Raw genomic sequence first — 24,449 nt, forward strand, 5'->3', positions numbered from 1 at the left:
AGCGACTAGGAGTAGCTCCGGTCTAATGTCTGGTCCCTAGGGCGTTTCATTTACTTACGCATGCCCGGTCGCAGGCCAACGCCCGACCGGGCATTTCGTTTGTGCAGTCCTAGCCAGTGATGGGCTACGCTTCCCTTCACCCCAGTGAGTGATAGGCCGCGCTTCATGACCCCACAGCCATTACACAAGCTGTTCGACGCCATGTATCACGGCAAATATCGCTTCGACGAGTTTTTGGCCTTTTCTCCCGAAGAGAACTACAGTCCGGTTATCTGGAAGACTCGCACCATCTATAAGCCGTCCAGAGTCCTGAAGGACTTCCACGCTTTTCTCAACGGCTTTGTTCTAGAGCACCTTCCTGTCAATACATCAGTCTCCTTTGCCTATCGCAAAAATGCGACCCTCACTCAGGCGGTGAAGCCCCATGCAACGAGTCGTGCATTCTTCCAGACCGATCTAGAACGGTTCTTCGACAGCATCACGACGCCGTTGATTCGCAGGGCTCTGTTGGAGAACGAGACACCCGTTGCCGACCTTGAGGATCATGTGGAACATGTTCTCCGGCTACTCACCATCGATGGCAAGCTGCCCATCGGCTATTCCACATCCCCGATCGTGAGCAACGCCTGCCTCCTCTCTTTTGATAGGCGACTGTCACAGATCAGCCATGACCGGGGATGGATTTACACACGCTATGCCGACGACATCGTGCTATCCACGCATGATCGCGCCAATCTATCGGATGCAACCTCCGTCATCGAGGGCTGCCTCGCCAGTGAACTTGGCGATGGATTCAAGCTAAACCTCGCAAAAAGCAAGCTGACAACGATTGGCCGGAAGATCAAGCTCTTAGGACTTGTGATTCTTCCTACAGGAGACATCGCCATCGACCGCGATGTTAGGAACCGTATTGAGTCGTGGATTCACTTCTATCTGAGAGATCGGGCGCGGTTACTGAAAATATTTGAAGAAACGCATAATGAAGGCATGGAAGAAGGTTTACAGCGCCTTAGTGGCTTCATCAGCTATGCCCACGCTGCTGACCCTGCCTATCTAGAGAAGCTCAGAACCAAGTTCGGCACCACCGTCATTGACAGCCTCCTACACAGGTCTGCCCAATGAGTCGCCTGCAGATAACGCTTGAAGCTATCCAGCACGTTGCTCATCTCCACCTTGACGTAGATCTCTCCAAGAACGGACTGATGTGCATGGTGGGCCGAAATGGCGCAGGAAAGACTACTCTGGTGAGGGCCCTACGGAACCTTTCAAACTCAGACACGTTCATACGAACCGCCACGCCTTACGCGTTCTCGGAGAAAAGCCGGATCGTCTACGACCTGGACGGCGAACAAGTGACTTTTGCCTATGACAGCAGGGTTCGCTCCCTAGACTGCCGAGGGAAAATCTCCAAGGAACTGCGCGAACTTGTTGCCGCAGAGCTCCCCATGCCATACGGAGCCCGGTTCAACTACTTTAAAAGCGCCAGCGAGGCTGACCAAGACATTCGGACATCCATAGCCTTGGAAACCTATCGCATCCCTGACGAGCTGATCACCTTCCTCAATGCGGTCTACGAGACCAACCGCTACTCCGCAATGGTCGAGGTCCGGGTTAGGGGGAAGAACTACTATGCTCTTGTCAGAGAAGATGGGACTTATATACGTGAGGATTACCTCAGCTCGGGTGAGCACTTCCTTATAAATCTTTACCGAACAATCAAGGGCACCTCAAAGCTTTTGGTGATTGACGAGATTGACCTGTCTTTGGACGCAGCCGCCCAAGCAAATCTACCCGGTTGGCTACGCGAGTTCTGCGCGGAATATGACCGCAAGATCCTCTTCACCACTCACTCTCTTGCGCTGATGCGCCAACTAGAGGCTGACGAGCTCTTCTACATGGAGGCAGAGTCTGACAGCGTCTCAATCAAACCCACGTCTTACAGCCATGCAATGCTGATGCTTTTTGGATTCGTCGGTTATGATAGATATATCGCGACGGAAGATAAGAAGCTCACCACCCTAGTTCACCACTTGATTAAAAAATACTGCCCAAACACTTTGCTAAATTACAAAGTTATTCACATTGGAGGCGCATCTCAGGTTGCAGCATTCATCGAAAGCAATGAGTTAGATAAGTTCCTAGCCACTCCTGAAAAGGTGGTCGCGTTCCTCGATGGCGACCAATACAAGGAGAGATACGCCCAACATGCGAGCATTCACACGATCCCTCTAAAAAGCGTTGAAAAAGCGCTCTGGGCGGCCAGGAGTGAAGACCCCGACTTCCCATTTACTACTCCGCGCGACAACTTTACCAGCGACAGAGACTTCGAAAGATATCTAATAGATAAGGGAATCGCTACGCAGGAGGAAATTTTCGATTATTTAATCGGAAGGCAAGAAATTGGCTTTCAGGAAATAAAGCAAATTTTAATCAACTTGTTACCTCCCCCTCACGGTTGAGCTCAGGAGAATCTTAGTGGGGTCAGGCCTTTAGCCTAGCTATTACCCGCCGCGTTCTCGCACGCTATCTCGTGCAAAGTCGCGCATCCGACGCACCAATTCCTCCTGCGCTGCTTCAGGCAGCTTCGACATTACCAAGATGGCCTCCGCCATTGGATCGCTGACGGCATGGAAATACGCCACCGGGAGCTCCAGCGCCTCAGCCAGCTTTGCCATACTTTCGTTGTCAGGCATGCGGTCCCCTCGCTCGTAGCGCGAAATCCTAGGGGCCGCCGAGTTCTGCTCCTCGAGCCCGAGAACAGCCCCCAAGGCGGCTTGGTTCATGCCCCGCGCAAGCCTGGCCTCACGAAGGCGACGGCCAAAGGTGTATGCGGGAGGCAGCGGAGCAGGCATGAAGACCAACGAAGGATGAATTGACCCCCAAGTCTGCCGCTTCCAATCCTGCGCTGCATTTGCCATATTTGCAAACACCGCCAAACGGGCGGTATTGCAGGGGTTTTCGATGAAGCACGCAGGACAAGGAGCGTTCGCGGCGCTCCTGGCGTTGACACTCGTCTCGCCGTTCACCGCCCACGCCCAGGACGCACAAGAACAAAAGCCCGGCTTCTTCCGTCAGCTCGGCAAAGGCCTAGCTGACACCGGGAAGCAGATGGTCGGCATCAAGCCGAACGCCAGCAGCAAGGCCGGCAGCCAGGGAACTGGCTCGATCTACACGCCCATCAGCGGTGCAGGAAAGCTGCCCGGACTCTTCAAGGGCGACAACCACCAAGCCGCCCAAGCCGGACGCCTAGATTGGCCCCGAGTGGCGCTCACGTTCACCGAGTGGGGCGCCTCCCTGCCCTGCTGGACCGCAGAGGCCCACATCTGGACCGACGTCCCCCCGATTTTGAGTAGCCCCCCAGTTTGGAGTCCAATTCCCTACCCCCAAGGAGATTGGACGTGAAGAAGCGTTTTACCGACGAGCAGGTCATCGGCTTTCTGCGCGAAGCCGAAGCGGGCGTGGCGATCAAGGACCTGTGCCGGCGCCATGGCTTCAGCGAGGCCTCCTACTACCTGTGGCGCAGCAAGTTCGGCGGGATGAGCGTGCCCGATGCCAAACGGCTCAAGGATCTGGAAGCCGAGAACAGCCGGCTGAAGAAGTTGCTGGCCGAGCAGCTATTCGAGAACGACCTGATCAAGGATGCGCTGCGAAAAAAGTGGTGAGCGCACCGGCGCGTCGTGCGCTGGTGCGCGAGTGGATTGGGTGTGGCGCCAGCGAGCGCCGCGCCTTGGCGGCGATCGGCATGAGCGCCAGTGCGCTGCGCTATTGCCCGCGCGAAGACCGCAATGTCGAATTACGCGAGCGCATCCTGGCGTTGGCGCATCGCCATCGCCGTTATGGCGTGGGCATGATCTATCTCAAACTGCGACAGGAAGGGCGCATCGTGAACTACAAGCGGGTGGAGCGGTTGTACCGCGAGCAGCAGCTGCAGGTCCGGCGCCGCAAGCGCAAAAAAGTAGCGGTGGGCGAGCGTCAACCGCTGCTGCGGCCAGCGCAGGCCAACCAGGTGTGGTCGATGGACTTCGTGTTCGACCGCACCGCCGAAGGCCGGGTGATCAAGTGTCTGGTGATCGTGGACGACGCCACGCACGAAGCGGTCGCCATCGAGGTGGAGCGCGCAATCTCGGGCCATGGCGCGACGCGCGTGCTGGATCGGCTCGCGCACAGTCGCGGTTTGCCGCAGGTGATCCGCACCGATAACGGCAAGGAGTTTTGCGGCAAGGCAATGGTCGCCTGGGCACATGCCCGTGGTGTGCAACTACGGCTAATCCAACCCGGCAAGCCAAATCAAAACGCCTATGTCGAATCGTTCAACGGCCGACTACGCGACGAATGCCTCAACGAGCACTGGTTCCCAACACTGCTGCACGCGCGCACCGAGATCGAATGCTGGCGACGCGAATACAACGAGGACCGACCCAAGAAGGCGATCGGCGGCATGACACCAGCTGCTTATGCCCAACATCTGGCCAACACCGATATCATCAACCCCGGACTCTAAACCCGACCGCTACTCAGGGCGGGGGGACGTCGATCTGTAGACAGATAGCGAAAGAGGCGGGGCGAACTTGGCTAGCGTTGCCACCCGGTCCGGCAAGCTCCTCCGGTCAATGTAGAACTTCTCTAGGACCGTCTGCCCAGTCCCGTGGCCAGTCAGCGCTCCAATCGCCGAAGCCGACACCCCGGCCTCGTCCAGCCGTGAGGCGATGGTGTGGCGGAACCCATGGAACCCCTGCCCCTTCTCCGAGACCCCTTGCCGCTTGATGTAGACGGAAAACTGCCGGCTCAACTGCCGCCCATAACCCAGCCCTGTCGAGTTGGGCAGGTCCGGGAAGAGACGCTCCACCCCAGCTTGCCGGGCCTCTTTCACGTAGTCCAAGAAGCCGCAATCGATCACCGGCTGAGCCAACGGGACGAAACGCCGGCTGTGCTTGTTCTTGATGCTCTGCTTCTTCCCGATCTTGCGGACGAAGAAGCCGGGCACGCCGTCGATGGTGTCGATGTCCTCCAGCCGGAGCTGCGCGATCTCGTTGACGCGCGCGCCCGAGTAGAGCCCGAGGATTGGCCCAAACCAGCGATGCGGATACTTCGACGCCCACTTTGGGAACTCCACCGGGTCAAAGATCGCCTTCAACTCGGCGTCCGTGAAAGGCGAACCCGTGTCTTCTGAGTCCGGCGTTGCGATCGCTCGGATGCCCGCCAGCGGGTTCACCGCCAGGTGTTTGCCCTCGACTAATGAGACCAGGAACACGCTCAACCGTTGCCGGTGCTTCGCCATGGTCCACGCCGCCGGTTCCGGTTCCTGGTTCTTCTTCGCCAGCTTGATGACTTCGGGCACCGACAGGTCTCGGTAGGCCGGCCGCTTGGTCGCATTCGAGGGCCAGTAACGCACGCCCTCAAAGAAGGCCCGCACGTGATCCTGGGTCAGCGATGCCACGGGCACGTTCTTGCCAAGGATCCCGGCAAACAGGCGCAGCGTGTGGCGGCTTTCGAGCACGGTCTTCTGATGCAGACGGGCCCCGGCCAGGTCCCTCAAATGATCGGCCATCGCCTTGGACAGCATCAGCGCCTTGGGTGCATCGCCGCCGCCGGATATGCGCTGACTGCCCTCGCGCAACTGTTGCCGACGCTTGGCCACCCTTGCCGCCATGACCTCAGTTGGCTCTGTCTGCCGCGCCCGCACCATTAGGTCTCCGAAGATCCCGGCATCGGCGGGGTTGTCCAGCTGCGCCTGAGCGATGCGCGTGCCATCCGGCAGCGTCACATCTTTCAGCGTCAGCTCTTTGATGTCCCCATTGCGAACCTTTTCCAGCAGTTCTTCCAGATCCACGGTCATCCCTTTCCGCATGGCATCGAATGCCATCGATAGTGCCATCCCCATCGTGGCCGCCGCCAGCCTGGCGTGGTCACCACGACGGTTTCCCAGCGATCGGACAAGGTAACGCGAGCCAATCATGGCTCGAAGATCGGTGGGAACAAAGAAGCGCGCATACAGGCCGGCTGAGCGCGAAATCATCAGAGGCTTGGGCAAGATTGATACCTCGATTGATACCTCAAGGGGCATCGCTCGGAATCATCAATCGGCCTAATTCTCCAACTCAATCAATCACTTGCGGACTGAGTGGAAGCTCTGGAGCGGGCGAAGGGAATCGAACCCTCGTCGGTAGCTTGGGAAGCTACAGCTCTACCATTGAGCTACGCCCGCGCGGCGTTGGCGGATTTTATGCGGGTGCAGGTGTCGGACGCAATGCGCAGACGTGACCAGAGCCGGTTGCCCGGCCCTGGTGTCTTGCGTGTGTGCTACGTGCCTGTGCGTCGCGTGCTTCAGAAGTTGCCGCTGAAGTTCACGAACAAGGTGGCGTCGCGGGCGCTGCGCTGGGCGGTGGTAGTGCTCAGGCCGAAGTTGCTCTGCAGGCCCCACAGGCCGGTGCGAGCACCAAGCACGACGGTCGCGTAGTTGCGATCGAAGTTCTGGTCCGGAACGGTGTACATGCCGACCTCCGGAATCGACTGCAGCCAGGCGCCGGCCTCCACGCCGTCCTTAAACTCGTGGTCGTAGGTTGCCTGCACATACGGCTTGACCGCAGCACCGTCCAGACGCACCTGGAATCCGATACGGCCGACCAGCGAGTCGATGTCCTGATCTGCGTAACCCAGTGCGGTGGAGCTTTGGTTGCTCTCGGTGTAGCCATCGAGCTTGAGCTTCTGCCAGGTCAGGCCGACCACCGGGCCGTACTTGAGGTTGCCCTCGCCCAGCGAGTAACCGGCGTTGACAGCGGCGGTGAGGTTACTGCCGTCCGGCGAGCCGCTGTGCACGCGCGTGGCTTGCCCGAGCTGCACTTCGCGGTCGACATCGTAGCGCAGGGCGCTGTAGCTGACCTGCGCATTGAGCCACACCGGGCCGGTGTACCAGCCGAAGAACACGCCCAGGGTGGTGTCGTCCTGCTTGAAGCTGCCGTTACGGTTGCCGAAGTCCGCGTCCATGCTGCCGAAGCCGGCAAAGCCGCCGAACACCAGGTTACCGGCGCTCCAATCCACACCGAACAGACCGGCAGGCGCCATGCCATCGTAAAGATCGGCGTGGGCGTAGCGCTGCATGTCGCCACGCACGCTGCCCCACCAACGCGGGCCATCGGCGTCCGGCTTGCCGTCGAGATGCCACGCCACCTGATCGGCGAGCGCACGACCGCCGGCTTGTGCGGAATGCGTTAGCACCTGCTGCAAACGCGGCGCTTCCAGCAGCGAGATGGCGTACTGGCCCAGGATCTGATGGGCCGCGGTGGTCGGGTGGACACCGTCGGAAAACACATACGTGTTCGCTGCATCGGCAGCGACCAAGCTAGTCGGGTTACATGCCGGTAGTGCCACGGCCGGATTGCACGCGGTGCTGGTGACGTTGCTGAAGCCGTAGGTGCCCGGGCTGGCCACTACTTCCTGCAGGATGTGGAAGGTGTCGACTGGAATCACCCGCAGGCCGGCCGAACGCAGGCCGTTGAACAGTGCGGTGTTGTAGGCGGTCGCGGCGGCAGTGCCCTGTGCCATGGTGGTGGCACCGCCGGCACGGAAGCGCGGGGTGATGCCCACGTCCGGAATGGTCGGCACCATCACGTAACGCGCGCCGGCAGCCTGCAAGGCACCGACCGCACCGACCTGAGCGGCGACCGCGTTGCCGATGATGGTCTGCGCCTGCGCCGGTGCTGCAGCGGCAGCCAGCAGGTCGTTGGCGCCGCCCCACACAGTGTAGAGCGCGTTCGGGTTGGCCTGGCCACCGTTGGCGGTCAGATAGGTATTGATCTGGCTGGTCACCGAGGGCGCAGCGCCGAGTTGGCTGGTCGAACCGGCCTGGATGCGGGCACCGCCGGCAGCGTAGTTGTCGCCGGTCTGGCCATTGCCGTTGGGCGCGGCATTGGTGCCGAAGTGGTCGGCCACATACTCGGCCCAGACCCAGCCTGGGTTAGTCGTGAACTTGCCAGTGACCGCGCGCGAGGCGGCCGGCAGTAGCGGGTTGTAATAACCGCTGTCGGTGAGGCTGTCACCGAAGAACAAGGTCTGGTCGAATGCAGACGCGGCCATTGCCGGGCTGGCCGCCAGGGCAATGGTCACCGCCATCAGGGAACGGATCGGACGAAGGGTTGAAGCCATGGGGAATGCCTGCTCAAGATGGAGTGGAACTGACCCGGACCAGCACACGTACGCCAGCAAATGGCACGTGATTTCACCCGCGCCGCCCGCGCTTACGCTGCATTGCCGCGCAATGCAAAAACGCACGCCGTAGCGGCACGCGATGCAACACGCGATGCAACAATGATGGCATGAACATCAAACTCAACGGTAGCACGCGCGACATTCCCGACAACTTGCTACTGGCCAGCTTGCTGGAGCAGGAAGGCTTGTCACAACGACGCGTCGCGGTCGAAGTCAATGGCGAAATCGTGTCGCGTGGACGGCATGCCACCCACCATCTACGCGACGGCGATGTGGTGGAGATCGTGCACGCGCTGGGCGGCGGTTGATGCCGCGCGCAGATCGGCGCATCTGCGCCCGATCGGTGATAATTGCCCGATGACGAATCACGCCCCCTCAGATGCGCTGGTCATCGCCGGCAAACCGTATCGCTCGCGCCTGCTGACCGGCACCGGCAAGTTCAAGGATCTTGACGAAACCCGCCTGGCCACAGAAGCGGCGGCTGCGCAGATCGTCACCGTGGCGATCCGCCGGGTGAACATCGGCCAGGACCCGAACGCACCCAGCCTGCTCGACGTGCTGCCGCCGAATCGCTATACGCTGCTACCCAACACCGCCGGCTGTTACACCGCCGACGATGCAGTGCGCACCTGCCGGCTGGCGCGCGAGCTGCTGGACGGCCACAATCTCACCAAGCTGGAAGTGCTCGGCGACGAGCGCACGCTGTACCCGGACGTGGTGCAGACCCTCAAGGCCGCCGAGCAACTGGTCGCCGATGGCTTCGAAGTGATGGTCTATACCTCCGACGATCCGATCCTGGCCAAGCGGCTGGAAGAGATAGGCTGCGTGGCGGTGATGCCGCTGGCCGCGCCGATCGGCTCGGGCCTGGGCATCCAGAATAAGTACAACCTGCTGGAAATCATCGAAAATGCCAAGGTGCCGATCATTGTCGATGCCGGCGTTGGCACGGCCTCCGATGCAGCGATCGCGATGGAGCTGGGCTGCGACGGAGTACTGATGAATACCGCCATTGCCGGAGCGCGCGATCCGATTCTGATGGCGAGTGCGATGCGCAAGGCGATCGAGTCGGGGCGCGAGGCGTTTCTGGCTGGGCGGATTCCGCGCAAGCGGTATGCGTCGGCATCCAGTCCGATCGATGGTGTGATTGGATGAGTGGGTGTTTTGAATTGGCGTTGTATTCGATGAGCTGTGATTGGCATTGCCTCGTGTCGGATGCTGCCGTTGCTCGACTGCGCGCGGCTGCGGGCGCACCCTCACGCCAACCCATCTGTCGTTGGAGAGTGGCTTTTATCGTCTGACATGACCGACTTTCATGACTGATCCTTTCACCAGCGCAGGCGCCAAGATGCCGCCCAAGCCCTTCACCATCGAAGAGGGGCGCCGGCAGGTGCGTAGCTTCGTGTTGCGTCAGGGCCGCTTCACGTTGGCGCAGCAGCGTGCGTTCGATGCGTTGTGGCCGCGCTTCGGCCTGGACTACACCGGCACGCCGCGCGATCTGGATGCGGCCTTCGGCCGTGCGGCGCCCAGGGTGCTGGAGATTGGTTTTGGCAATGGCGCAGCGTTGCGCTTTGCCGCGCAGCAAGATCCCAGCCGCGATTACATCGGCATCGAGGTGCATGCACCAGGGGTCGGTCGGCTGCTCAATGCGTTGGACGACGATGGCAGCACGCATGTACGCCTGTATCACCACGATGCGGTGGAAGTGCTAGCGCATGAGATCGCCGATGGCGCCCTGGACGAAGTGCGCATCTATTTCCCGGATCCATGGCATAAAAAGCGTCACAACAAGCGCCGTCTGATCCAGCCCGCGTTTGCGCAACTGCTGGTGCGCAAGCTGCGCGATGGCGGCCGCTTGCATACGGCCACCGACTGGGCCGACTACGCCGAGCAGATGTGGGACGTGCTCGATGCCACCTCTGGCTTGGTCAATCGCGCCGGCCCACGCGGCCACGTCGAACGCCCCGCTTGGCGCCCGCAGACCCACTTCGAAAGCCGCGGCCAGAAACTCGGCCATGGCGTGTGGGATCTGCTGCACGACCGCGATTCGGGAGGGGGGATTCGGGATTTGTAACAGCGCTTCCCCGCATACTCGACGCCGTCGTCGCCTTACGCATCCCCACTTCCGAATCCCTGCCCCCAATGGACACCGCGCTGACGCTGACCACCGATATGAAGCTCGTACTCGGGCTGGTCGGTTTCACGATGGCGATGTTTTTGTTCGAGCGCATCCGCGCCGACGTGGTGGCGTTGATCGTGTTGGTGGTGTTGGGTGTCACCGGGCTGGTTGCGCCGGAAGAACTGTTCGGTGGTTTTTCCGGTAATGCGGTAATGAGCATCATCGCTACCACCATTCTGGGCGCGGGGCTGGAGCGCACCGGTGCGTTGAATCGATTGGCGACCTGGTTGCTGCGACGTTCGCATGGCAGCGAACAACGCTTGATGATGATGACATTGGCCATCTCCGGCTTGAACTCGTCGTTCATGCAGAACCCATCGGTGATGGCCTTGTATCTGCCAGTCGCCTCACGGCTGGCCACACGCACCGGCCTCACCTTGCAGCGCATGTTGCTGCCGATCGCCGCAGCCATTGTGATGGGCGGCGCGCTTACCATGGTGGGTAATTCGCCGCTGATCCTGCTCAACGATCTGCTGGTCTCGGCCAACAACAACCTGCCCTCGGGCATGGCCAGCATCGAGCCGTTGACGATGTTCGCGCCGCTGCCCATCGGTGTAGCGTTGCTGATCGCGGCACTGCTGTACTTCCGTTTTTACGGCGACCGAAAGCTGATGGAAGAAGAGCGGTTGATCAACGAAGGAGTCACGCCATCGCGCACCGAAAGCTATTTCGCCAAGACCTACGGCATCGAGGGCGACGTGTTCGAACTCATCGTCACCGCCGAGAGCCCGTTGGTCGGCATGACCCTGGGCGAAGCCGAAGCGTTGCACGACGCGCCTCTGCTACTTGCGCTTAAGACAGGGAACGACACCCGCCTGGCGCCGCCGGCCGACATGCGCATCTGGGTCGGCAGCGTGCTCGGTGCGATGGGGCCGCGCCCGGAAGTGGCCGATTTTGCGCAAAACCAATTCCTGCGCATGTCCTCGCGCTTGCGCAACCTGGGCGATTTGTTCAACCCCAGCTTGGCCGGTATTTCAGAGGCGCTGATTCCGCCCAACTCGCGGCTGATCGGCAAGAGCGCCGGCGAATTGCGACTGCGCAAGCAAAGTGGCATCAGCCTGCTGGCGATCAACCGCGACAAACAGGTGATACGCGAGGACGTACGTAACGTGCCGCTGCGTGCCGGCGACATGCTGGTCTTCCACAGTATCTGGCAGGATCTGGCGCAGGCAGCGGAAAGCCACGACTTCGTGCCGGTCACCGACTTTCCCAAAGGCGAGCAGCGCCCGCACAAGTTCAAGATCGCGATGGCGATCTTCGCCTTCACCATCCTGATCGCGCTCAGCTCGCACTTGCCGGTGGCGTTGACGCTGATGACCGGCGTGGCCTGCATGCTGGTCAGCGGCGTGTTGCACATGGATGAGGCCTACGCGTCGATCAACTGGAAGACCATCTTCATGATGGCCGGGCTGATTCCGCTCGGCTGGGCGATGGACAGCAGCGGCACTGCGGCCTGGGTGGCCGGCCACACCATCGACCGCCTGCCCGAAGGCATCCCGGTGTGGGTGCTGGAAATCAGCTTGGCGTTGCTGACTACCGCGTTCTCGCTGGTGATCAGCCATGTCGGCGCGACCATCGTGATGGTGCCGATCGCGGTCAATCTGGCGCTGGCGGCCAATGGCGATCCGACTGCGTTCGGACTGATCGTGGCGTTGTCGGCATCCAACAATCTGATGACCGCGTCCAACCCGGTGATCTCGATGGTGGCTGGCCCGGCCAACTATCAGCCGCGCGCGTTGTGGCGCGTGGGCGCGCCGCTGTCGCTGATCTACATCGTGGTGATGGTGTCGATGATCAACCTGATGTTCTGGTGGGCGGCACGCTGAGTCGGCGTCTTGGTCGGCGGTAGCGACAGGCGCGAATGTGTGCGCAGATGGATGATCGACATCCATTCAGATCGGCAACCTATCCAAGCAATACGTGCTCTCCCTCAATGCGCACCGGCACCGTCAGCAGCGATTGACCGCGGCACGGGCCGCTGATGCATTCGCCACTGCTAAGCTCGAATGCAGCGCCGTGCGCGGCGCAGACCAAGTGGCCTTCCTTGGTTTTGAGGAACTGTCCCGGCCCCCAATCCAGGCGGCGGCCAGCATGCGGGCAGATGTTCAACCAGGCACGTACCTGCGCGCCTTCGCGATACAGCAACAGCGACTCGACGCAGCCATTCCACACTGCGTCGACTTCCAGAAATCCGGCGTCGGGAATCTGCGCCAACTCGGCAAGCGTGGTGGGCGATGACGAGGACATGGAGGCTGCTGATCAAAGACGGATCTCGATTGTGGCATGCGTCTTTCGCGCTCAATGCGAGGCGGCTGCGGCACGGCAAGCGCGTGACGGAGAAAATACGCCATGCCTGCAACTGGCCACAACAAAAAATGGCCTGTATGGTCTGCGCAGGATGCGTAATCGCACTAGCGGAATGAAGGTTGACTTAACGAAGTTTTTACTCAATGACATGAAACCGCAACGATACTGTGAGCCTGTTTCCTGCTCGGCAGCTCACCGCCATGTCTGCACGCATCTCTCATTTCGGCAACCTCAACCATCTGTTTGCGCCGCGCAAGCCACGTCACCCCTTGGTGCGCCTAGCAGCCGGCTTGGCCGGTCTGGCCATCCTTGCGGTATTGATTTTCTTCAGCGTGTTCGTTGGCGCGGCGATGATCCTGGGCGGCATCGCCTGGAAGATGTTGAGCAAGTCTAACCGCCGCACGCCGCAACAGACGCGCGTGGTCGAGGCCGACTACCACGTGGTACGCAAGTCCGCGTTGCCGTTGTCGAACTGAGCGACGCTGCGCGCATGGCGGTTCCGTCATAGACAGCCAAATGCATGCCAGCCAAACGGCTAGACTCACGCGTCCGGTTTCTTGAGGATGCACGCATGACCCACGATGTGTTTCCCGCCGCCGATGTTCCGCGTATTCCGGTGGTTGGTGGCGGCAGCTTCCCGGTGCATCGCATCTACTGCGTTGGCCGCAACTTTGCCGACCACGCGCGCGAGATGGGCGCCACTGCGCCGGTATCGAAAGCCGAGCGCGGGCAGCCGACCTTTTTCATGAAACCTGCCGATGCGATCGTGGTTGGTCACGGCGACCACATCCCCTACCCGCTCGGCACCAAGGAACTGCAGCACGAAGTGGAGCTGGTGGTGGCATTGGGCAGCGATGCGCCCGCAGGCGAGTTGCCGGTGGATCAGGCCGAGCGCTTGATCTACGGCTACGGCGTGGGTCTGGACCTGACTCGCCGCGATTTGCAAGCGGCTGCCAAGGCCAAGGGCCTGCCATGGGATATCGCCAAGGGCTTTGATCGTTCCGCGCCGATCAGCGAGTTGGTACATGCCGGCGAAGTCGGTGCACTGAGAGGCGTTGAACCTGTCGCTGGAGGTCAATGGCCAAGTGCGTCAGCAGTCGTTGCTGGATCAAATGATCTGGAACGTGCCGGAGATCCTGCATGAGCTCTCAAAACTCTATGCGTTACGCGCAGGCGATCTGATTTTCATGGGCACACCGGCCGGTGTCGGTCCGTTGCTGCCTGGCGATCAATTCAGTGCCCGCCTGGAAAACGTCGCCGAGCGCCACGGCATCATCGCGGGCTGACATCGGACCCGATATGATCTTGCCGCGGCAGTCGGTCCGCGACCGCATCTGGAGTGCGATATGGGAATGGTCAGCGAATTCAAGCAATTCGCGATGCGCGGCAACGTCATCGACCTGGCGGTCGGTGTGGTCATCGGTGCAGCGTTCGGCAAGATCATCACCGCGCTGGTGGAGAAGATCATCATGCCGCCGATCGGTTGGGCCATCGGCAATGTGGATTTCTCGCGCCTGGCGTGGGTGCTCAAACCGGCCGGCGTGGATGCCACCGGCAAGGAAATCCCGGCGATCGCCATCGGCTATGGTGATTTCATCAACACCGTCGTGCAGTTCCTGATCATTGCCTTTGCGATCTTCCTGGTCGTCAAGTTGGTTAACCGCATCACCCAGCGCAAGCCGGATGCACCGAAAGGCCCGAGCGAAGAAGTGCTGTTGCTGCGTGAGATTCGCGACTCGCTCAAGAACGACACGCTCAAGCCGCCGGGCGCGCTGTAAACGGATATAGCAAGCGAACATATCCAAAGTCGTCACGACTTCGCGCAGAAGGGTAACGTTTCAGCAGAAGGGTGACGTTTCGCACGCGTACGGTGGACCTCGCGCCGATAAGTTCTTGGTAGTGCGGTGCCCAAGCGCGCCATCCCCGTGGTGGCCTTCGCCAACGAACAGCAAGGCGAGTACTCCGGCAAGGCGCATACCGCATGCGCACGACAAGAATGCCACGGATCTGGCGCTTCACCAGATCGGCGCAGAGAGCAACTTCGGTGCTGGGCGCATTCATGCGCTCAACACCGGCTCTGCGGCGACGCAAGCCTCGTGCGCGGCGATGCAGGAGATTGCCGAGGTGCTCGCACCGCTAGATATCGCGCATGCCTCTCAATGGCAACCAAGTGCTGGTAGAAAAATGCGGCGCCATCCGCCAAACCAGCTGCCGCCGAATGTCTGTCCGCTGCCGGCGTGGACAGCGTGATCCTGCCGCCGCCGTTGGTTCCAGGCCATTGGGAAAGCGACCTGATCAAGGGGATGTTCAATCGTTCCTGCGTTGGCCCATTGGTGGAGCGCAACACGCATTTTGTCGTGCTGTGCCGGATGATGGATGCACGGCCGCAGATGCACTGGAAGGGTTTACCCGCTAGATGAAGACCCTTCCCGCATCGCCAGGAAAAAACACGCATGACCTTCCGTTTCAACCGAGCGATGTCGATCGCCCGCCCTATCGCTGCGCTCTTCGTTTGCGCAATCGCTCCCGCCAGCGTTGCAGCCACGCTGCTGCCGCCCTCGATTTCGGCAATCCGCGATCGCAACATCGATACGCTGATGCCGCGGTTGCTGCAGACGCCGGCAACTGCGCGCGTGGCGACCGCCCAAGCCGATACCTTACAACGCAGCACCACCTCGGCTGCGCGGGCATTCCCGCAGGTTACGCGCGATTTCAAGCAGTTTCTGGATGCGCAGGCGCAAGTCAGTTACGCCACCCGTGACGCAACGGCCAAGGTCGCCCACCAGACCGCGTTCGCCGAAATGCAACGCTATCTGTTCAATCGCTACAACGGGCTGACCGTAGTCAGCAGCTTGCACCAGGGCACGCAGGTGTTCGACTGCATTCCTCAGGCACAGCAACCGAGTCTACGCAACGACAACCATATCGCGCAGCCGCCAAGCATCGTGTCATTCAAGACACCAAGCGGATCGGGCTCAGTTCCACAGCGCTGCGCTGCGGGAACGATCCCGTTGCAGCGTATTGGAATCGCTAATCTCACTCGCTATGCGGACTTGAACGCCTTTCTGCATGCAAACGCACGGCCTGTCTCTGCTACGCCAGCGGCAGTTGCCCCTGCCGCAGCGTCCGACGCGCATTTCTATTCCTTGGTCTTCCTGGATACCGCCGGCACATCGGTCACAGGCGCAGGGGCCGACATCAATCTGTGGGCGCCTGCATTAAGCAATGCCGACGAGACGCAAACCATCAGCCAGATATGGATCGTTGGTGAAAGCGCAAGCAAGCAGATGCAAACGCTTGAAGTAGGCTGGGAGATACAACCTGCCGCGGGCTGGGGCAACAAGCCGATCATCTTTGCTTATTCCACCAAGGACGAGTACGTCAAGACCGGTTGCAATAATCTAGATTGCAGCGATTTCGTGCAGACCAGCACACAACATGTCTTAGGCGCTCAGCCAGCCGCCGGATTCAGTACTGCGGGCTGCAAGCAGACCATACTAGGCGTGGAGTTTCAACGCAACACAGACGGCAACTGGTGACTGCGCCTGGATGGCGAGTGGATTGGCTATTACAAGGCGGCGTTGTATTCGGGCGATCTAGCCAATGGGCGTGTTGCGTATGTGAGCGCAGGTGGCGAAATCTCGACCGATAGCGGTGCGGCGAGTCCGCGCATGGGGAGTGGCCAGTTCGCAGCAGCAGGCTATCGCCAGGCCGCGTTCCAGGCCAACCACTTCTACCGCGATGCGGCAATGACAGCCCATCCCGTGCAGCGCCTGTCTTCGCTGAATGTGTTGCACCCGTCGTGCTACACGCTGGCGATTGTGGGCTACGCCTATCCGTATGCATTGAGCGCCGGCATCACCCGCACCACGTTGTCGCCGGAAATGCAGAACGGTGGCTTCTACTTCGGTGGGCCTGGCTGCGCACGTTGAGTTGATTTGATCGTGCGCACTGTTTGAGTACGCGCGATCCACTATGGCAAATTCACGCCTGCACACACGGCAGGACGTGCATCCTTGAGGTGTTGCACTCCACTAGCAATGAACCGCAATGCCGCCGCGTGTATGGGCGCAAACACCGGCCATGACGGCAGGCCCTTGGCATTCGGGTTGCCACGCTGTACGAACGCAGCCCAATAACGCTGCAGGCTCACCGGAAGCTGGCCGATCGAAATCCTTGAACAGGAATGGCAGCTCGGCGCTATGCGTCACCTGGCCGCCCGACGCGGCGTTATCCAACTTGAGCAATTGCTCAACCGGCAGCGCACATAGTTGCATCCGGCGCGTTGCGGGATCATCGATGTCTGCACGCTTGGCGATGCTGACACTCAACGCGCTTGTCTTACAGGCTGCGTGCCGGCAGCCCGAAGTCGGTGGGGGTGGCGCTCTGCTCGATCGCTGCGGAAAACAGGCCGCGTTCGAGCGGGCTGAGCATCAACAAATCCAAGTCCTGAGCACCGGCCGATTGCCCGGCAATAGTGACTCGCGCAGGATCGTCACCAAACTGTCCGATGTTATCTTGCCACCATTGCAGTGCAGCGATTTGATCGAGCAAGGTGTAATTCCCAGCGGCTTCATTGTCGCCATCGCGCAGTTGGATAAATTCTAAGAGCGGCTAACAAAACGTAGCGAGCAGTCGTCAGGTGGATGCGGACGGGCAGAGCAACCGCAGTGTACGAGTGGTAAATGCAAATTCCGAGCACCGGCCGCGCCCGCTTAATGGCTGCGCAGTCGTTTTGTTAGCCACTCTTATTCTTTGGGACGTTGCGCATGCACCTGTTGTGGGCGTTGCAACCACACAACGATGCGCTCACGCATGTCGATGTCTACCTGATCGAGTTTGCGTTCGATGTCGCGCACGACTCGTCCCTGAACTGTGCGTTCAAGCGTACCGATAGTGCGCGCCGGCCCCGCCAGCAGCCGCAATGGCCAGCAAGCGCGGCAAAAGCGCCTGTTCCAACCCGGTCTACGGCATTCCTCAGCTCAACTGCGCCAGTGGACGACGCAGATCGATCTGGTTCTCCAACCGCGAACGATACAACTCTTCGGCGCAGATACGCTCAGCAGCAGGACGGCGTGTACGCATGGGCGGAAACTCCCAGAAACCAGACCTCAGCGTAACGAAAACCACGCCTGTGCGGCCTGTAAAGCGTTGTGGTGATTGGGTGTTGAGGGTTTTTCAGAGAAAATCAATTACGCCATCGGCGACAACAGAAGGTTCGGGACCAGCTATTTGTACGGCAGTGGTTTGCGCACCAGTGCCCAACGGCGGCGAGTTGCCCTCGTACTTCCAGTTGCACCTGAGCGCCGGGGACTACTCCGGGCTCGGCACGCACCCGCTGCATGCGCAACTGGCAGTCCTCAACGTGCTCGATTGCAGCCTACCAAGCTGCGCGATGGCGGTGGCATCGACGCGTTCGCGCCGCAATGGGCATCAGACCGTGGCGCCTACCTCAGCCTGCAGCAGGACTTCTGATGGAGGCCGGAGGAACAGCAGGATGGACTTGGTCATCCGGTCCCTCCTACTGCTGGATTCATTGAGCAGTTTCTTACCGCTTCCGTCTACGCGACGGAAGCCTTTCACCAACTCAGTGATGCACCGAACTAGGCCGTGCCTTGAACCCTGCGTACAGCGCCCACAGCGCTAGCGCCACAAACCACACCATACTCCACATCGGCATGCTCAGGCCCAAAAAGCGCCAGTCGATATTGCCGCAGTCACCGGTGCCGGTCAGCACAGTGCGGAACACTTCGAACGGCCCCATCGTCTCGCCCAAAAAGTTCAGCGGCGGCCCGCACGAAGACATCATGTCCTTAGGCCGGATCTGCACCCAAACATGCCGTGCAGCGATGCACATGCCCACGCCAGCAACAATGGAGCTCAGCACGCTGTAGACCTTTCGCGTGCTTGCGGCCCGCGGTCCATACAATGCGCCCAACAAGAAAAAGACTGCCAGCGCCGCAAACGCGATCCGCTGGAAAATGCACAACGGGCACGGCTCAAGTCCAAGATGTAATTGCACATAGATCGCGTAGGCCAGCAGTCCTGCGCATGCAAGAAAGCCCGACAAAAACCGCGCGCGAAAACCCCAACGAAATAGATTCATCGTTACCGTTTGCCTAGGACCAAGCGACCAATTATCAGCCATCTGCGCTGCCATGACCACGGACGCTCGGGGCTGCCGGGTCGCATGCCGCTAAGAGCGGCTAACAAAACGTAGCGAGCAGTCGTCAGGTTGGTGCGGACGTCGCGAAGGAACCGGAGTGTACGCCTGGTAGATCCCAATTCCGAGCACCGGCCGCGCCCGCCTGACGGTGAGCGCAGTCGTTTTGTTAGCCGCTCTAAGCACCCTTGGCACGTCTGACGCAGCGACCTTTACCGCGTCTCTTGTTTGCTGCAGCATCCAGCAACAACAGCACGACACAACAGAAATCATATACCCACTCGCCCTACTGCCACGTCGCATTGGTTGAACGACTGCTTCGATATACACGCCTCGACCATCCACCCACATTCGACACTGCCAATAAAAAAAACCCGGCGCGAGCCGGGCTTTTTCGAGAATCTGTACGAAGAGCGAACCGATTACTCAGCCACTTCCTCGGCGAAGACCGGACGGTCGACCAACTCGACGTATGCCATCGGAGCATTGTCACCAGCACGGAAGCCTGCTTTCAGGATGCGCAGGTAGCCGCCGGGACGGGTCGCATAACGCGGGCCCAGTTCGACGAACAGCTTGCCCACTGCTTCCTTGTCGCGCAGGCGAGCAAACGCCAAACGACGATTGGAAACGCCATCGACCTTGCCGATGGTGATCAGCGGCTCGGCGACGCGACGCAATTCCTTGGCTTTGGGCAAGGTGGTCTTGATCAGCTCGTGCTTGAACAGCGAAGCGGCCATATTGCGGAACATCGCTTCGCGGTGCGCGCTGGTGCGGTTGAACTTACGACCGGATTTCAGGTGACGCATGAGTGTGATTTCCTAAAGAATATTGAGACTACTGTAGAGACGTTGTCGCCATCCTGGCGCTATTGAATGGACTGCGGTTGGTCCGAGCCGGCCGTCCTTTGACCGGATGTCACCGCGGGCTTTGGCCCGTCGATGTGGAAAAAACAGCATGGGCACCCGAAGACACCCATGCCTTGATGCATTAATTAACCAAGCATGCCGTGCTGGGCGACACCGGCCGGCGGCCAGTTCTCCAGCTTCATGCCCAATGCAAGGCCGCGCTGTGCAAGCACCTCCTTGATTTCGGTCAGCGACTTCTTGCCAAGATTCGGGGTCTTGAGCAGTTCCACTTCGGTCTTCTGAATTAGATCGCCGATGTAGTAGATGCTCTCGGCCTTGAGGCAGTTGGCCGAACGCACAGTCAGCTCGAGGTCGTCGATCGGGCGCAGCAGCACCGGATCCACGCCGCTGGCAGCCGGCTTGGCCGCACCGCGATCGCGATGGGTGAAGTCACCGAACACCGACAGCTGGTCGCTGAGGATGTCGGCGGCAGTACGCACTGCTTCCTCTGCATCTATCGTGCCGTTGGTCTCGATATCGATCACCAGCTTGTCGAGGTCGGTACGCTGCTCGACGCGTGCAGCTTCCACAGCGTAGGCGACGCGACGCACTGGCGAGAACGACGCGTCCAGCATCAGGCGACCGATGGTGCGGGTCTCTTCGTCTGGACGACGACGTGCAGCAGCCGGCTGGTAGCCGAAACCGCGCTCGATCTTAAGGCGCATGTTCAACGCCGTATCTTTGGTCAGATGGCAGATCACGTGGTCGCCGTTGATGATCTCAACGTTGTGATCAGTCCTGATGTCAGCCGCAGTGACCGTACCCGGACCCTGCCTGGACAACGACAGCGTCGCGCTGTCGCCACTGTGCATACGAATGGCCACGTCTTTCAGGTTGAGCAGGACGTCAAGCACGTCTTCCTGCAGCCCTTCGACCGTGGTGTATTCGTGCAGCACGCCGTCGATCTCGACCTCGGTGATCGCAAAACCCGGGATAGACGACAACAGCACACGACGCAGGGCATTGCCCAGCGTGTGCCCGTAACCGCGCTCCAACGGCTCGATCACGACCTTTGCGCGGTTGTCGGTAAGACGTTCGATCTGCGGACCACGTGGGCGCAGAACTTGGTTGGCGGTAACCGTCATGTTGCGGGGTCTCCTGCGAACCTCCGGCAGTGCCGGAGGCTATCCAATGTGAATTACTTCGAATACAACTCGACGATCAGCGCTTCGTTGATATCCGAAGGCAGGTCGGCGCGATCCGGAACAGCCTTGAACACGCCGCTGAACTTCTTCGAATCGACTTCAACCCACGACGGCGTCATGTCGTGCTGCTCAGCCACGGTCAGGGCTTCCTGCACGCGGAGCTGCTTCTGTGCCTTTTCCGACAGCGCGATCGCATCGCCAGCCTTAATCTGGTACGAGGCCAGATTCACCGACTTGCCATTGACTAGCACGCCACGGTGGGACACCAACTGGCGCGCTGCCGGACGGGTGACGGCAAAGCCCATGCGGTAGCAGACGTTGTCCAGACGGGTTTCCAACAACTGAAGCAGGTTCTCGCCGGTGTTGCCCTTCTTGGTCGAGGCCTTCTTGTAGTAGTTGCGGAACTGACGTTCCAGCAAACCGTAGATACGCTTGACCTTCTGCTTTTCACGCAGTTGGGTAGCGTAGTCGGAGAGCTTGCCTTTGCGAGCCGCGCCGTGTTGGCCGGGCTTCTGTTCAAGCTTGCATTTGGAGTCCAGCGCGCGCGCCGGGCTCTTGAGGGAAAGGTCAGCGCCTTCACGGCGCGCGAGCTTGCAGGTAGGACCGATATAACGAGCCATTTCTTATCGCTCCCTTTAGACGCGACGCTTCTTCGGCGGACGGCACCCGTTGTGCGGGATTGGCGTCACGTCGATGATGTTGGTGATCTTGTAGCCCACGTTGTTCAACGAACGCACGGCCGACTCACGGCCCGGACCCGGACCCTTGATACGTACTTCCAGCGACTTCACGCCGTAGTCGAGCGCAGCGCGGCCAGCCTTTTCGGCGGCGACCTGGGCAGCGAACGGGGTCGACTTACGCGAACCACGGAAACCGGCGCCGCCGGACGTAGCCCACGACAGCGCATTGCCCTGGCGATCGGTGATGGTGATGATAGTGTTGTTGAACGAAGCGTGGACGTGAGCGACGCCGTCAGTGATGACGCGCTTGATCTTCTTCTTCGTTTTCTTTTCTGCTGGTTTGGCCATGATCTATGCCTTACTTCCTGATCGCCTTGCGCGGGCCCTTACGGGTGCGGGCGTTGGTACGGGTGCGCTGACCACGCAGCGGGAGACCACGGCGATGACGCAGACCGCGATAGCAACCCAGGTCCATCAGTCGCTTGATCGCGATACCGACTTCACGGCGCAAGTCGCCCTCAACCACATACTTGCCGACTTCGGCACGCAGACGCTCGATTTCGGGTTCGGACAGATCACGAATCTTCGTGCTCGAGATAACGCCTGCGGATTCGCAGAGCTTCTTCGAACGGGTACGGCCGATGCCGTAGATGCTTTGCAACCCGACCCAGACGTGCTTCTGGGCTGGCAGGTTGACGCCTGCAATACGCGCCATGACGCGATTCTCCAACTGAGTGATGGCCCGACAGCGCCCAGGCGCCATCCGGCAGGATGGATCAAAAGTTAACTCGGAATTATAGCAAGGCCTCGGATTGCGTTGAAGCCCGTGGAACCAAGTTCCATGGACCCGGCGTGGGGAGTGTGCCCTCGCTCCGGCGCCGGACGGTGTTGATCCAGAAAACTTCTCCGAATCGCCTGTGCTACTCACGCACAAGACCACCCCGTCACACCCGCGCGCGAGACGTCGCGCGAGCCGCCCTTCTGATCGGAAGATTGTGGCCCGGAAACCAAGCCATCTCCACGTAGTGAAGATCTAGCATACCACTTAACCGCGAGCGAGACCGCTACGTGAGCCGCCCTTCAGGTTGGCCTTCTTCAGTAGGCTCTCATACCGATGCGACATCAGATGCGCCTGGATCTGCGCAATGAAGTCCATCACCACCACCACGGCGATCAACAGCGAAGTGCCGCCGAAATGGAACGAAGTGCCGAGCTGAGTGCGCATGATTTCCGGCAGCAAGCAGACAATTACCAAGTACAACGAACCGGCTGCGGTCAGACGCGTTAAGACACCATCCACGTAATCCGCAGTCGCCTTACCGGGACGGATGCCCGGAATCAACGCACCGGACTTCTTGAGGTTGTCGGCAGTTTCCTGCGAGTTGAAAACAAGCGCGGTATAGAAGAACGCAAAACCAATGATCAGCGCCGCAAACACAAGCATGTGCACTGGTTCGCCTGGTCCAAGCGCATTGGCAATTCGCTGCAACCACAAACCGACGCCACTGCCCGATGCTGCCTGACCCGACCACATCGATAACGTCGCCGGAAACGCCAGTATGCTGGACGCGAAGATGGGCGGAATCACGCCCGCCATATTGAGCTTCAGCGGTAGGAAGGAGGTCTGGTTCATGTACGCATTGCGACCGCCCTGGCGACGCGCGTAGTTGACTGTGATGCGCCGCTGACCACGTTCGACAAACACCACAAACAGCGTAAACGCCAGGATGGTGACGACGATCAACAACAGCGAAATGAAGCTCAGATTGCCTTCGCGGAATGCTTCGACGGTCTGGATCGCTGCCGACGGAAGACCTGCCACAATGCCGGCGAAGATGATCAGCGACACACCGTTACCGATTCCACGCTCGGTGACTTGCTCGCCAACCCACATCAGAAAGATGGTGCCGGCGGTCAATGCAATGACTGCAGTAAGCACAAAGCCCATACCCGGCGCATAGACCACCGGAGCGCCACCCGGCGCGGTCTGATGCTGCAGCGCCATCGCAATACTGCCGCCCTGCACTACTGCCAGAAGCACCGCACCGATGCGCGAATATTGAGTGATCTTGCGGCGGCCTGATTCGCCTTCTTTCTGCATTGCCTTGAGGGCGGGAAAAATATGCGTGGCCAACTGAATCACGATCGATGCCGAGATATAGGGCATCACGTTCAAAGCAAAAATGCTGAAACGATGCAGGGCGCCACCCGAGAACATGTTGAACATGTCCACAATGCCACCGCCCTGCGCCTGCATCAACGAAAGCATGGCATCGGGATTTACGCCGGGCACAGGCACATAGCAGCCGATGCGATAAACGATCAATGCCCCGACAACGAACAGTAGCCGCTGGCGAAGTTCTGTGAACTTGCCGAGCCCGCCACCGAGGTTACCAATGCCAGCCTGCGCCATCTGCCGATTACTCCTCTACACTGCCGCCGGCAGCTTCGATTGCTGCCTTGGCGCCTGCGGTTGCAGCGACACCTTTCAGCACGAACCTCTTGCTCAGCTCGCCCTTCAGCACAATCTTCGCCTTCTTGGCGCGGCTTGGGACCAGATTGGCCGCACGCAGCGCCGCGAAGTCGACATCACCTGCTTGCAGCTTATCCAGCTGGTAGGACAAAACTTCTGCAGTATCACGCGCCATCTTGGAGCGGAAACCGATCTTGGGAAGACGGCGCTGCATCGGGGTCTGGCCGCCTTCGAATCCGGCCTTGATCTTGCCGCCGCCCTTACGAGCGAACGAACCCTTGTGACCGCGACCAGCAGTCTTGCCGAGGCCGGAACCGATACCACGACCGACGCGAGTGCGCTCGGTACGGGCGCCATCGGTGGGCTTTAGGTCATTGAGACGCAGAGTCATTGGA

General features: G+C 60.1%; 21 protein-coding genes, 1 tRNA gene, 2 other RNA genes and 8 pseudogenes. 15 read left to right on the plus strand and 17 right to left on the minus strand.

The window, feature by feature from the left end; genetic code table 11:
• Positions 1-165: 165 nt before the first annotated feature.
• Both J5I97_RS15305 and J5I97_RS15310 read left to right on the plus strand, forming a co-directional pair.
• Positions 166-1,122 carry a reverse transcriptase domain-containing protein gene (locus tag J5I97_RS15305; protein WP_208587436.1) on the plus strand — a complete coding sequence of 319 codons (957 nt, stop codon included), beginning with the start codon at positions 166-168 and terminating at the stop codon, positions 1,120-1,122.
• Positions 1,119-2,459, plus strand: a complete 1,341-nt coding sequence (locus tag J5I97_RS15310; protein WP_208587437.1) for an AAA family ATPase — start codon at positions 1,119-1,121, stop codon at positions 2,457-2,459. Before J5I97_RS15305 ends, J5I97_RS15310 begins: the two co-directional genes overlap by 4 nt.
• Before the next feature lie 42 nt (positions 2,460-2,501).
• On the opposite strand, the gene J5I97_RS15315 is transcribed toward J5I97_RS15310, so the two are convergent.
• Positions 2,502-2,918 carry a helix-turn-helix domain-containing protein gene (locus tag J5I97_RS15315; RefSeq protein WP_345776702.1) on the minus strand — a complete coding sequence of 139 codons (417 nt, stop codon included), beginning with the start codon at positions 2,916-2,918 and terminating at the stop codon, positions 2,502-2,504.
• Positions 2,919-2,961: 43 nt separating this feature from the next.
• Here J5I97_RS15315 and J5I97_RS15320 point away from each other — a divergent pair.
• A pseudogene (locus J5I97_RS15320) lies at positions 2,962-3,330 on the plus strand (hypothetical protein); the annotation flags it as partial.
• A gap of 68 nt (positions 3,331-3,398) precedes the next feature.
• Positions 3,399-4,501 (plus strand): IS3 family transposase gene (locus tag J5I97_RS15325; RefSeq protein WP_208587438.1). Its coding sequence is split into 2 segments (ribosomal slippage): positions 3,399-3,657 and positions 3,657-4,501, totalling 1,104 coding nucleotides; the frame shifts between segments, so codons are not numbered across the junction.
• Positions 4,502-4,510: 9 nt separating this feature from the next.
• On the opposite strand, the gene J5I97_RS15330 is transcribed toward J5I97_RS15325, so the two are convergent.
• From J5I97_RS15330 to J5I97_RS15340, 3 genes are all read right to left on the minus strand, one after another.
• On the minus strand, positions 4,511-6,064 hold the full coding sequence (locus J5I97_RS15330) for a site-specific integrase (RefSeq protein ID WP_208587439.1): 1,554 nt from the start codon (positions 6,062-6,064) through the stop codon (positions 4,511-4,513).
• A gap of 67 nt (positions 6,065-6,131) precedes the next feature.
• Positions 6,132-6,205 (minus strand) — tRNA-Gly (locus J5I97_RS15335).
• Between the two features lie 119 nt (positions 6,206-6,324).
• On the minus strand, positions 6,325-8,109 hold the full coding sequence (locus J5I97_RS15340; protein WP_208591780.1) for an autotransporter outer membrane beta-barrel domain-containing protein: 1,785 nt from the start codon (positions 8,107-8,109) through the stop codon (positions 6,325-6,327).
• A 203-nt stretch (positions 8,110-8,312) separates the two neighbouring features.
• On the opposite strand from J5I97_RS15340, the gene thiS reads away from it, so the two are divergent.
• From thiS to J5I97_RS15360, 4 genes are all read left to right on the plus strand, one after another.
• The gene (thiS, locus tag J5I97_RS15345; RefSeq protein ID WP_208587440.1) at positions 8,313-8,513 is read left to right on the plus strand and encodes a sulfur carrier protein ThiS; all 201 of its coding nucleotides are present in this window, start codon (positions 8,313-8,315) and stop codon (positions 8,511-8,513) included.
• A gap of 49 nt (positions 8,514-8,562) precedes the next feature.
• Positions 8,563-9,357: a thiazole synthase gene (locus tag J5I97_RS15350; protein WP_208587441.1), complete on the plus strand. Its 795-nt coding sequence runs from the start codon at positions 8,563-8,565 to the stop codon at positions 9,355-9,357.
• 160 nt (positions 9,358-9,517) lie between these two features.
• Entirely contained in the window at positions 9,518-10,276 is a 759-nt protein-coding gene (gene trmB / locus J5I97_RS15355) for a tRNA (guanosine(46)-N7)-methyltransferase TrmB (protein ID WP_208587442.1), read from the plus strand.
• A gap of 68 nt (positions 10,277-10,344) precedes the next feature.
• Positions 10,345-12,207, plus strand: coding sequence for an SLC13 family permease (locus J5I97_RS15360; RefSeq protein ID WP_208587444.1), 1,863 nt, complete (start codon positions 10,345-10,347; stop codon positions 12,205-12,207).
• 79 nt (positions 12,208-12,286) lie between these two features.
• Here J5I97_RS15360 and J5I97_RS15365 read toward each other — a convergent pair whose 3' ends face one another.
• Positions 12,287-12,628, minus strand: coding sequence for a Rieske (2Fe-2S) protein (locus J5I97_RS15365; protein ID WP_208587446.1), 342 nt, complete (start codon positions 12,626-12,628; stop codon positions 12,287-12,289).
• Between the two features lie 260 nt (positions 12,629-12,888).
• Here J5I97_RS15365 and J5I97_RS15370 point away from each other — a divergent pair, with 260 nt between their 5' ends.
• From J5I97_RS15370 to J5I97_RS20420, 6 genes and pseudogenes are all read left to right on the plus strand, one after another.
• On the plus strand, positions 12,889-13,164 hold the full coding sequence (locus tag J5I97_RS15370) for a hypothetical protein (RefSeq protein WP_208587447.1): 276 nt from the start codon (positions 12,889-12,891) through the stop codon (positions 13,162-13,164).
• Between the two features lie 95 nt (positions 13,165-13,259).
• Positions 13,260-13,974 (plus strand): annotated as a pseudogene (locus J5I97_RS15375) (fumarylacetoacetate hydrolase family protein).
• A 60-nt stretch (positions 13,975-14,034) separates the two neighbouring features.
• A complete protein-coding gene (mscL, locus tag J5I97_RS15380; protein WP_208587448.1) occupies positions 14,035-14,466 on the plus strand; it encodes a large-conductance mechanosensitive channel protein MscL in 432 nt (143 codons plus the stop codon).
• Between the two features lie 129 nt (positions 14,467-14,595).
• Positions 14,596-14,938 (plus strand): annotated as a pseudogene (locus J5I97_RS20120) (hypothetical protein); the annotation flags it as partial.
• 14 nt (positions 14,939-14,952) lie between these two features.
• A pseudogene (locus J5I97_RS15385) lies at positions 14,953-15,101 on the plus strand (IS30 family transposase); the annotation flags it as partial.
• A gap of 388 nt (positions 15,102-15,489) precedes the next feature.
• A pseudogene (locus J5I97_RS20420) lies at positions 15,490-16,620 on the plus strand (neprosin family prolyl endopeptidase).
• Between the two features lie 41 nt (positions 16,621-16,661).
• On the opposite strand, the pseudogene J5I97_RS15395 reads toward J5I97_RS20420, so the two are convergent.
• The 3 genes and pseudogenes from J5I97_RS15395 to J5I97_RS20665 all read right to left on the minus strand — a co-directional run.
• Positions 16,662-17,296, minus strand: a pseudogene (locus tag J5I97_RS15395) (carboxylesterase family protein); the annotation flags it as partial.
• 4 nt (positions 17,297-17,300) lie between these two features.
• Positions 17,301-17,375: non-coding RNA, sX9 sRNA (locus tag J5I97_RS15400), on the minus strand.
• 212 nt (positions 17,376-17,587) lie between these two features.
• Positions 17,588-17,773, minus strand: a pseudogene (locus tag J5I97_RS20665) (hypothetical protein); the annotation flags it as partial.
• Positions 17,774-17,875: 102 nt separating this feature from the next.
• Between J5I97_RS20665 and J5I97_RS15405 the strand changes: the two are divergent.
• Positions 17,876-18,163: pseudogene (locus J5I97_RS15405) on the plus strand (TonB-dependent receptor domain-containing protein); the annotation flags it as partial.
• A 112-nt stretch (positions 18,164-18,275) separates the two neighbouring features.
• Here the strand turns inward: J5I97_RS15405 and J5I97_RS15410 are convergent.
• From J5I97_RS15410 to rplO, 9 genes are all read right to left on the minus strand, one after another.
• Positions 18,276-18,794 (minus strand): disulfide bond formation protein B, encoded by a 519-nt coding sequence (locus J5I97_RS15410; protein WP_208587450.1) that lies wholly within the window; start codon positions 18,792-18,794, stop codon positions 18,276-18,278.
• Positions 18,795-18,892: 98 nt separating this feature from the next.
• Positions 18,893-18,968, minus strand: a non-coding RNA gene (locus tag J5I97_RS15415) — sX9 sRNA.
• Positions 18,969-19,273: 305 nt separating this feature from the next.
• Positions 19,274-19,657, minus strand: a complete 384-nt coding sequence (rplQ, locus tag J5I97_RS15420; protein WP_208587451.1) for a 50S ribosomal protein L17 — start codon at positions 19,655-19,657, stop codon at positions 19,274-19,276.
• Between the two features lie 185 nt (positions 19,658-19,842).
• The gene (locus tag J5I97_RS15425) at positions 19,843-20,841 is read right to left on the minus strand and encodes a DNA-directed RNA polymerase subunit alpha (RefSeq protein WP_208587453.1); all 999 of its coding nucleotides are present in this window, start codon (positions 20,839-20,841) and stop codon (positions 19,843-19,845) included.
• A 53-nt stretch (positions 20,842-20,894) separates the two neighbouring features.
• Positions 20,895-21,521: a 30S ribosomal protein S4 gene (gene rpsD / locus J5I97_RS15430; protein WP_208587457.1), complete on the minus strand. Its 627-nt coding sequence runs from the start codon at positions 21,519-21,521 to the stop codon at positions 20,895-20,897.
• Positions 21,522-21,536: 15 nt separating this feature from the next.
• Complete coding sequence (rpsK, locus tag J5I97_RS15435) at positions 21,537-21,929, minus strand: 30S ribosomal protein S11 (protein ID WP_002811645.1); 393 nt, start codon at positions 21,927-21,929, stop codon at positions 21,537-21,539.
• A 10-nt stretch (positions 21,930-21,939) separates the two neighbouring features.
• Positions 21,940-22,296, minus strand: a complete 357-nt coding sequence (gene rpsM, locus J5I97_RS15440; RefSeq protein WP_002811647.1) for a 30S ribosomal protein S13 — start codon at positions 22,294-22,296, stop codon at positions 21,940-21,942.
• A 330-nt stretch (positions 22,297-22,626) separates the two neighbouring features.
• Complete coding sequence (gene secY / locus J5I97_RS15445; RefSeq protein ID WP_208587458.1) at positions 22,627-23,994, minus strand: preprotein translocase subunit SecY; 1,368 nt, start codon at positions 23,992-23,994, stop codon at positions 22,627-22,629.
• Between the two features lie 7 nt (positions 23,995-24,001).
• Positions 24,002-24,445 (minus strand): 50S ribosomal protein L15, encoded by a 444-nt coding sequence (gene rplO / locus J5I97_RS15450; protein WP_208587459.1) that lies wholly within the window; start codon positions 24,443-24,445, stop codon positions 24,002-24,004.
• Positions 24,446-24,449: the final 4 nt, after the last annotated feature.

Origin of the sequence: Xanthomonas fragariae (genome assembly GCF_017603965.1) — a bacterium.
In the GTDB taxonomy this organism is placed as follows: domain Bacteria; phylum Pseudomonadota; class Gammaproteobacteria; order Xanthomonadales; family Xanthomonadaceae; genus Xanthomonas; species Xanthomonas fragariae_A.

What these genes read in the sequence shown, in the direction of transcription:
- J5I97_RS15305 (WP_208587436.1), top strand. Translation starts at nt 166, where the DNA reads ATGACCCCACAGCCATTACACAAGCTGTTCGACGCCATGTATCACGGC.
- J5I97_RS15310 (WP_208587437.1), top strand. Translation starts at nt 1,119, where the DNA reads ATGAGTCGCCTGCAGATAACGCTTGAAGCTATCCAGCACGTTGCTCAT.
- J5I97_RS15315 (WP_345776702.1), bottom strand. Translation starts at nt 2,918, where the DNA reads ATGGCAAATGCAGCGCAGGATTGGAAGCGGCAGACTTGGGGGTCAATT.
- J5I97_RS15330 (WP_208587439.1), bottom strand. Translation starts at nt 6,064, where the DNA reads ATGCCCCTTGAGGTATCAATCGAGGTATCAATCTTGCCCAAGCCTCTG.
- J5I97_RS15340 (WP_208591780.1), bottom strand. Translation starts at nt 8,109, where the DNA reads ATGGCGGTGACCATTGCCCTGGCGGCCAGCCCGGCAATGGCCGCGTCT.
- thiS (WP_208587440.1), top strand. Translation starts at nt 8,313, where the DNA reads ATGAACATCAAACTCAACGGTAGCACGCGCGACATTCCCGACAACTTG.
- J5I97_RS15350 (WP_208587441.1), top strand. Translation starts at nt 8,563, where the DNA reads ATGACGAATCACGCCCCCTCAGATGCGCTGGTCATCGCCGGCAAACCG.
- trmB (WP_208587442.1), top strand. Translation starts at nt 9,518, where the DNA reads ATGACTGATCCTTTCACCAGCGCAGGCGCCAAGATGCCGCCCAAGCCC.
- J5I97_RS15360 (WP_208587444.1), top strand. Translation starts at nt 10,345, where the DNA reads ATGGACACCGCGCTGACGCTGACCACCGATATGAAGCTCGTACTCGGG.
- J5I97_RS15365 (WP_208587446.1), bottom strand. Translation starts at nt 12,628, where the DNA reads ATGTCCTCGTCATCGCCCACCACGCTTGCCGAGTTGGCGCAGATTCCC.
- J5I97_RS15370 (WP_208587447.1), top strand. Translation starts at nt 12,889, where the DNA reads ATGTCTGCACGCATCTCTCATTTCGGCAACCTCAACCATCTGTTTGCG.
- mscL (WP_208587448.1), top strand. Translation starts at nt 14,035, where the DNA reads ATGGGAATGGTCAGCGAATTCAAGCAATTCGCGATGCGCGGCAACGTC.
- J5I97_RS15410 (WP_208587450.1), bottom strand. Translation starts at nt 18,794, where the DNA reads ATGAATCTATTTCGTTGGGGTTTTCGCGCGCGGTTTTTGTCGGGCTTT.
- rplQ (WP_208587451.1), bottom strand. Translation starts at nt 19,657, where the DNA reads ATGCGTCACCTGAAATCCGGTCGTAAGTTCAACCGCACCAGCGCGCAC.
- J5I97_RS15425 (WP_208587453.1), bottom strand. Translation starts at nt 20,841, where the DNA reads ATGACGGTTACCGCCAACCAAGTTCTGCGCCCACGTGGTCCGCAGATC.
- rpsD (WP_208587457.1), bottom strand. Translation starts at nt 21,521, where the DNA reads ATGGCTCGTTATATCGGTCCTACCTGCAAGCTCGCGCGCCGTGAAGGC.
- rpsK (WP_002811645.1), bottom strand. Translation starts at nt 21,929, where the DNA reads ATGGCCAAACCAGCAGAAAAGAAAACGAAGAAGAAGATCAAGCGCGTC.
- rpsM (WP_002811647.1), bottom strand. Translation starts at nt 22,296, where the DNA reads ATGGCGCGTATTGCAGGCGTCAACCTGCCAGCCCAGAAGCACGTCTGG.
- secY (WP_208587458.1), bottom strand. Translation starts at nt 23,994, where the DNA reads ATGGCGCAGGCTGGCATTGGTAACCTCGGTGGCGGGCTCGGCAAGTTC.
- rplO (WP_208587459.1), bottom strand. Translation starts at nt 24,445, where the DNA reads ATGACTCTGCGTCTCAATGACCTAAAGCCCACCGATGGCGCCCGTACC.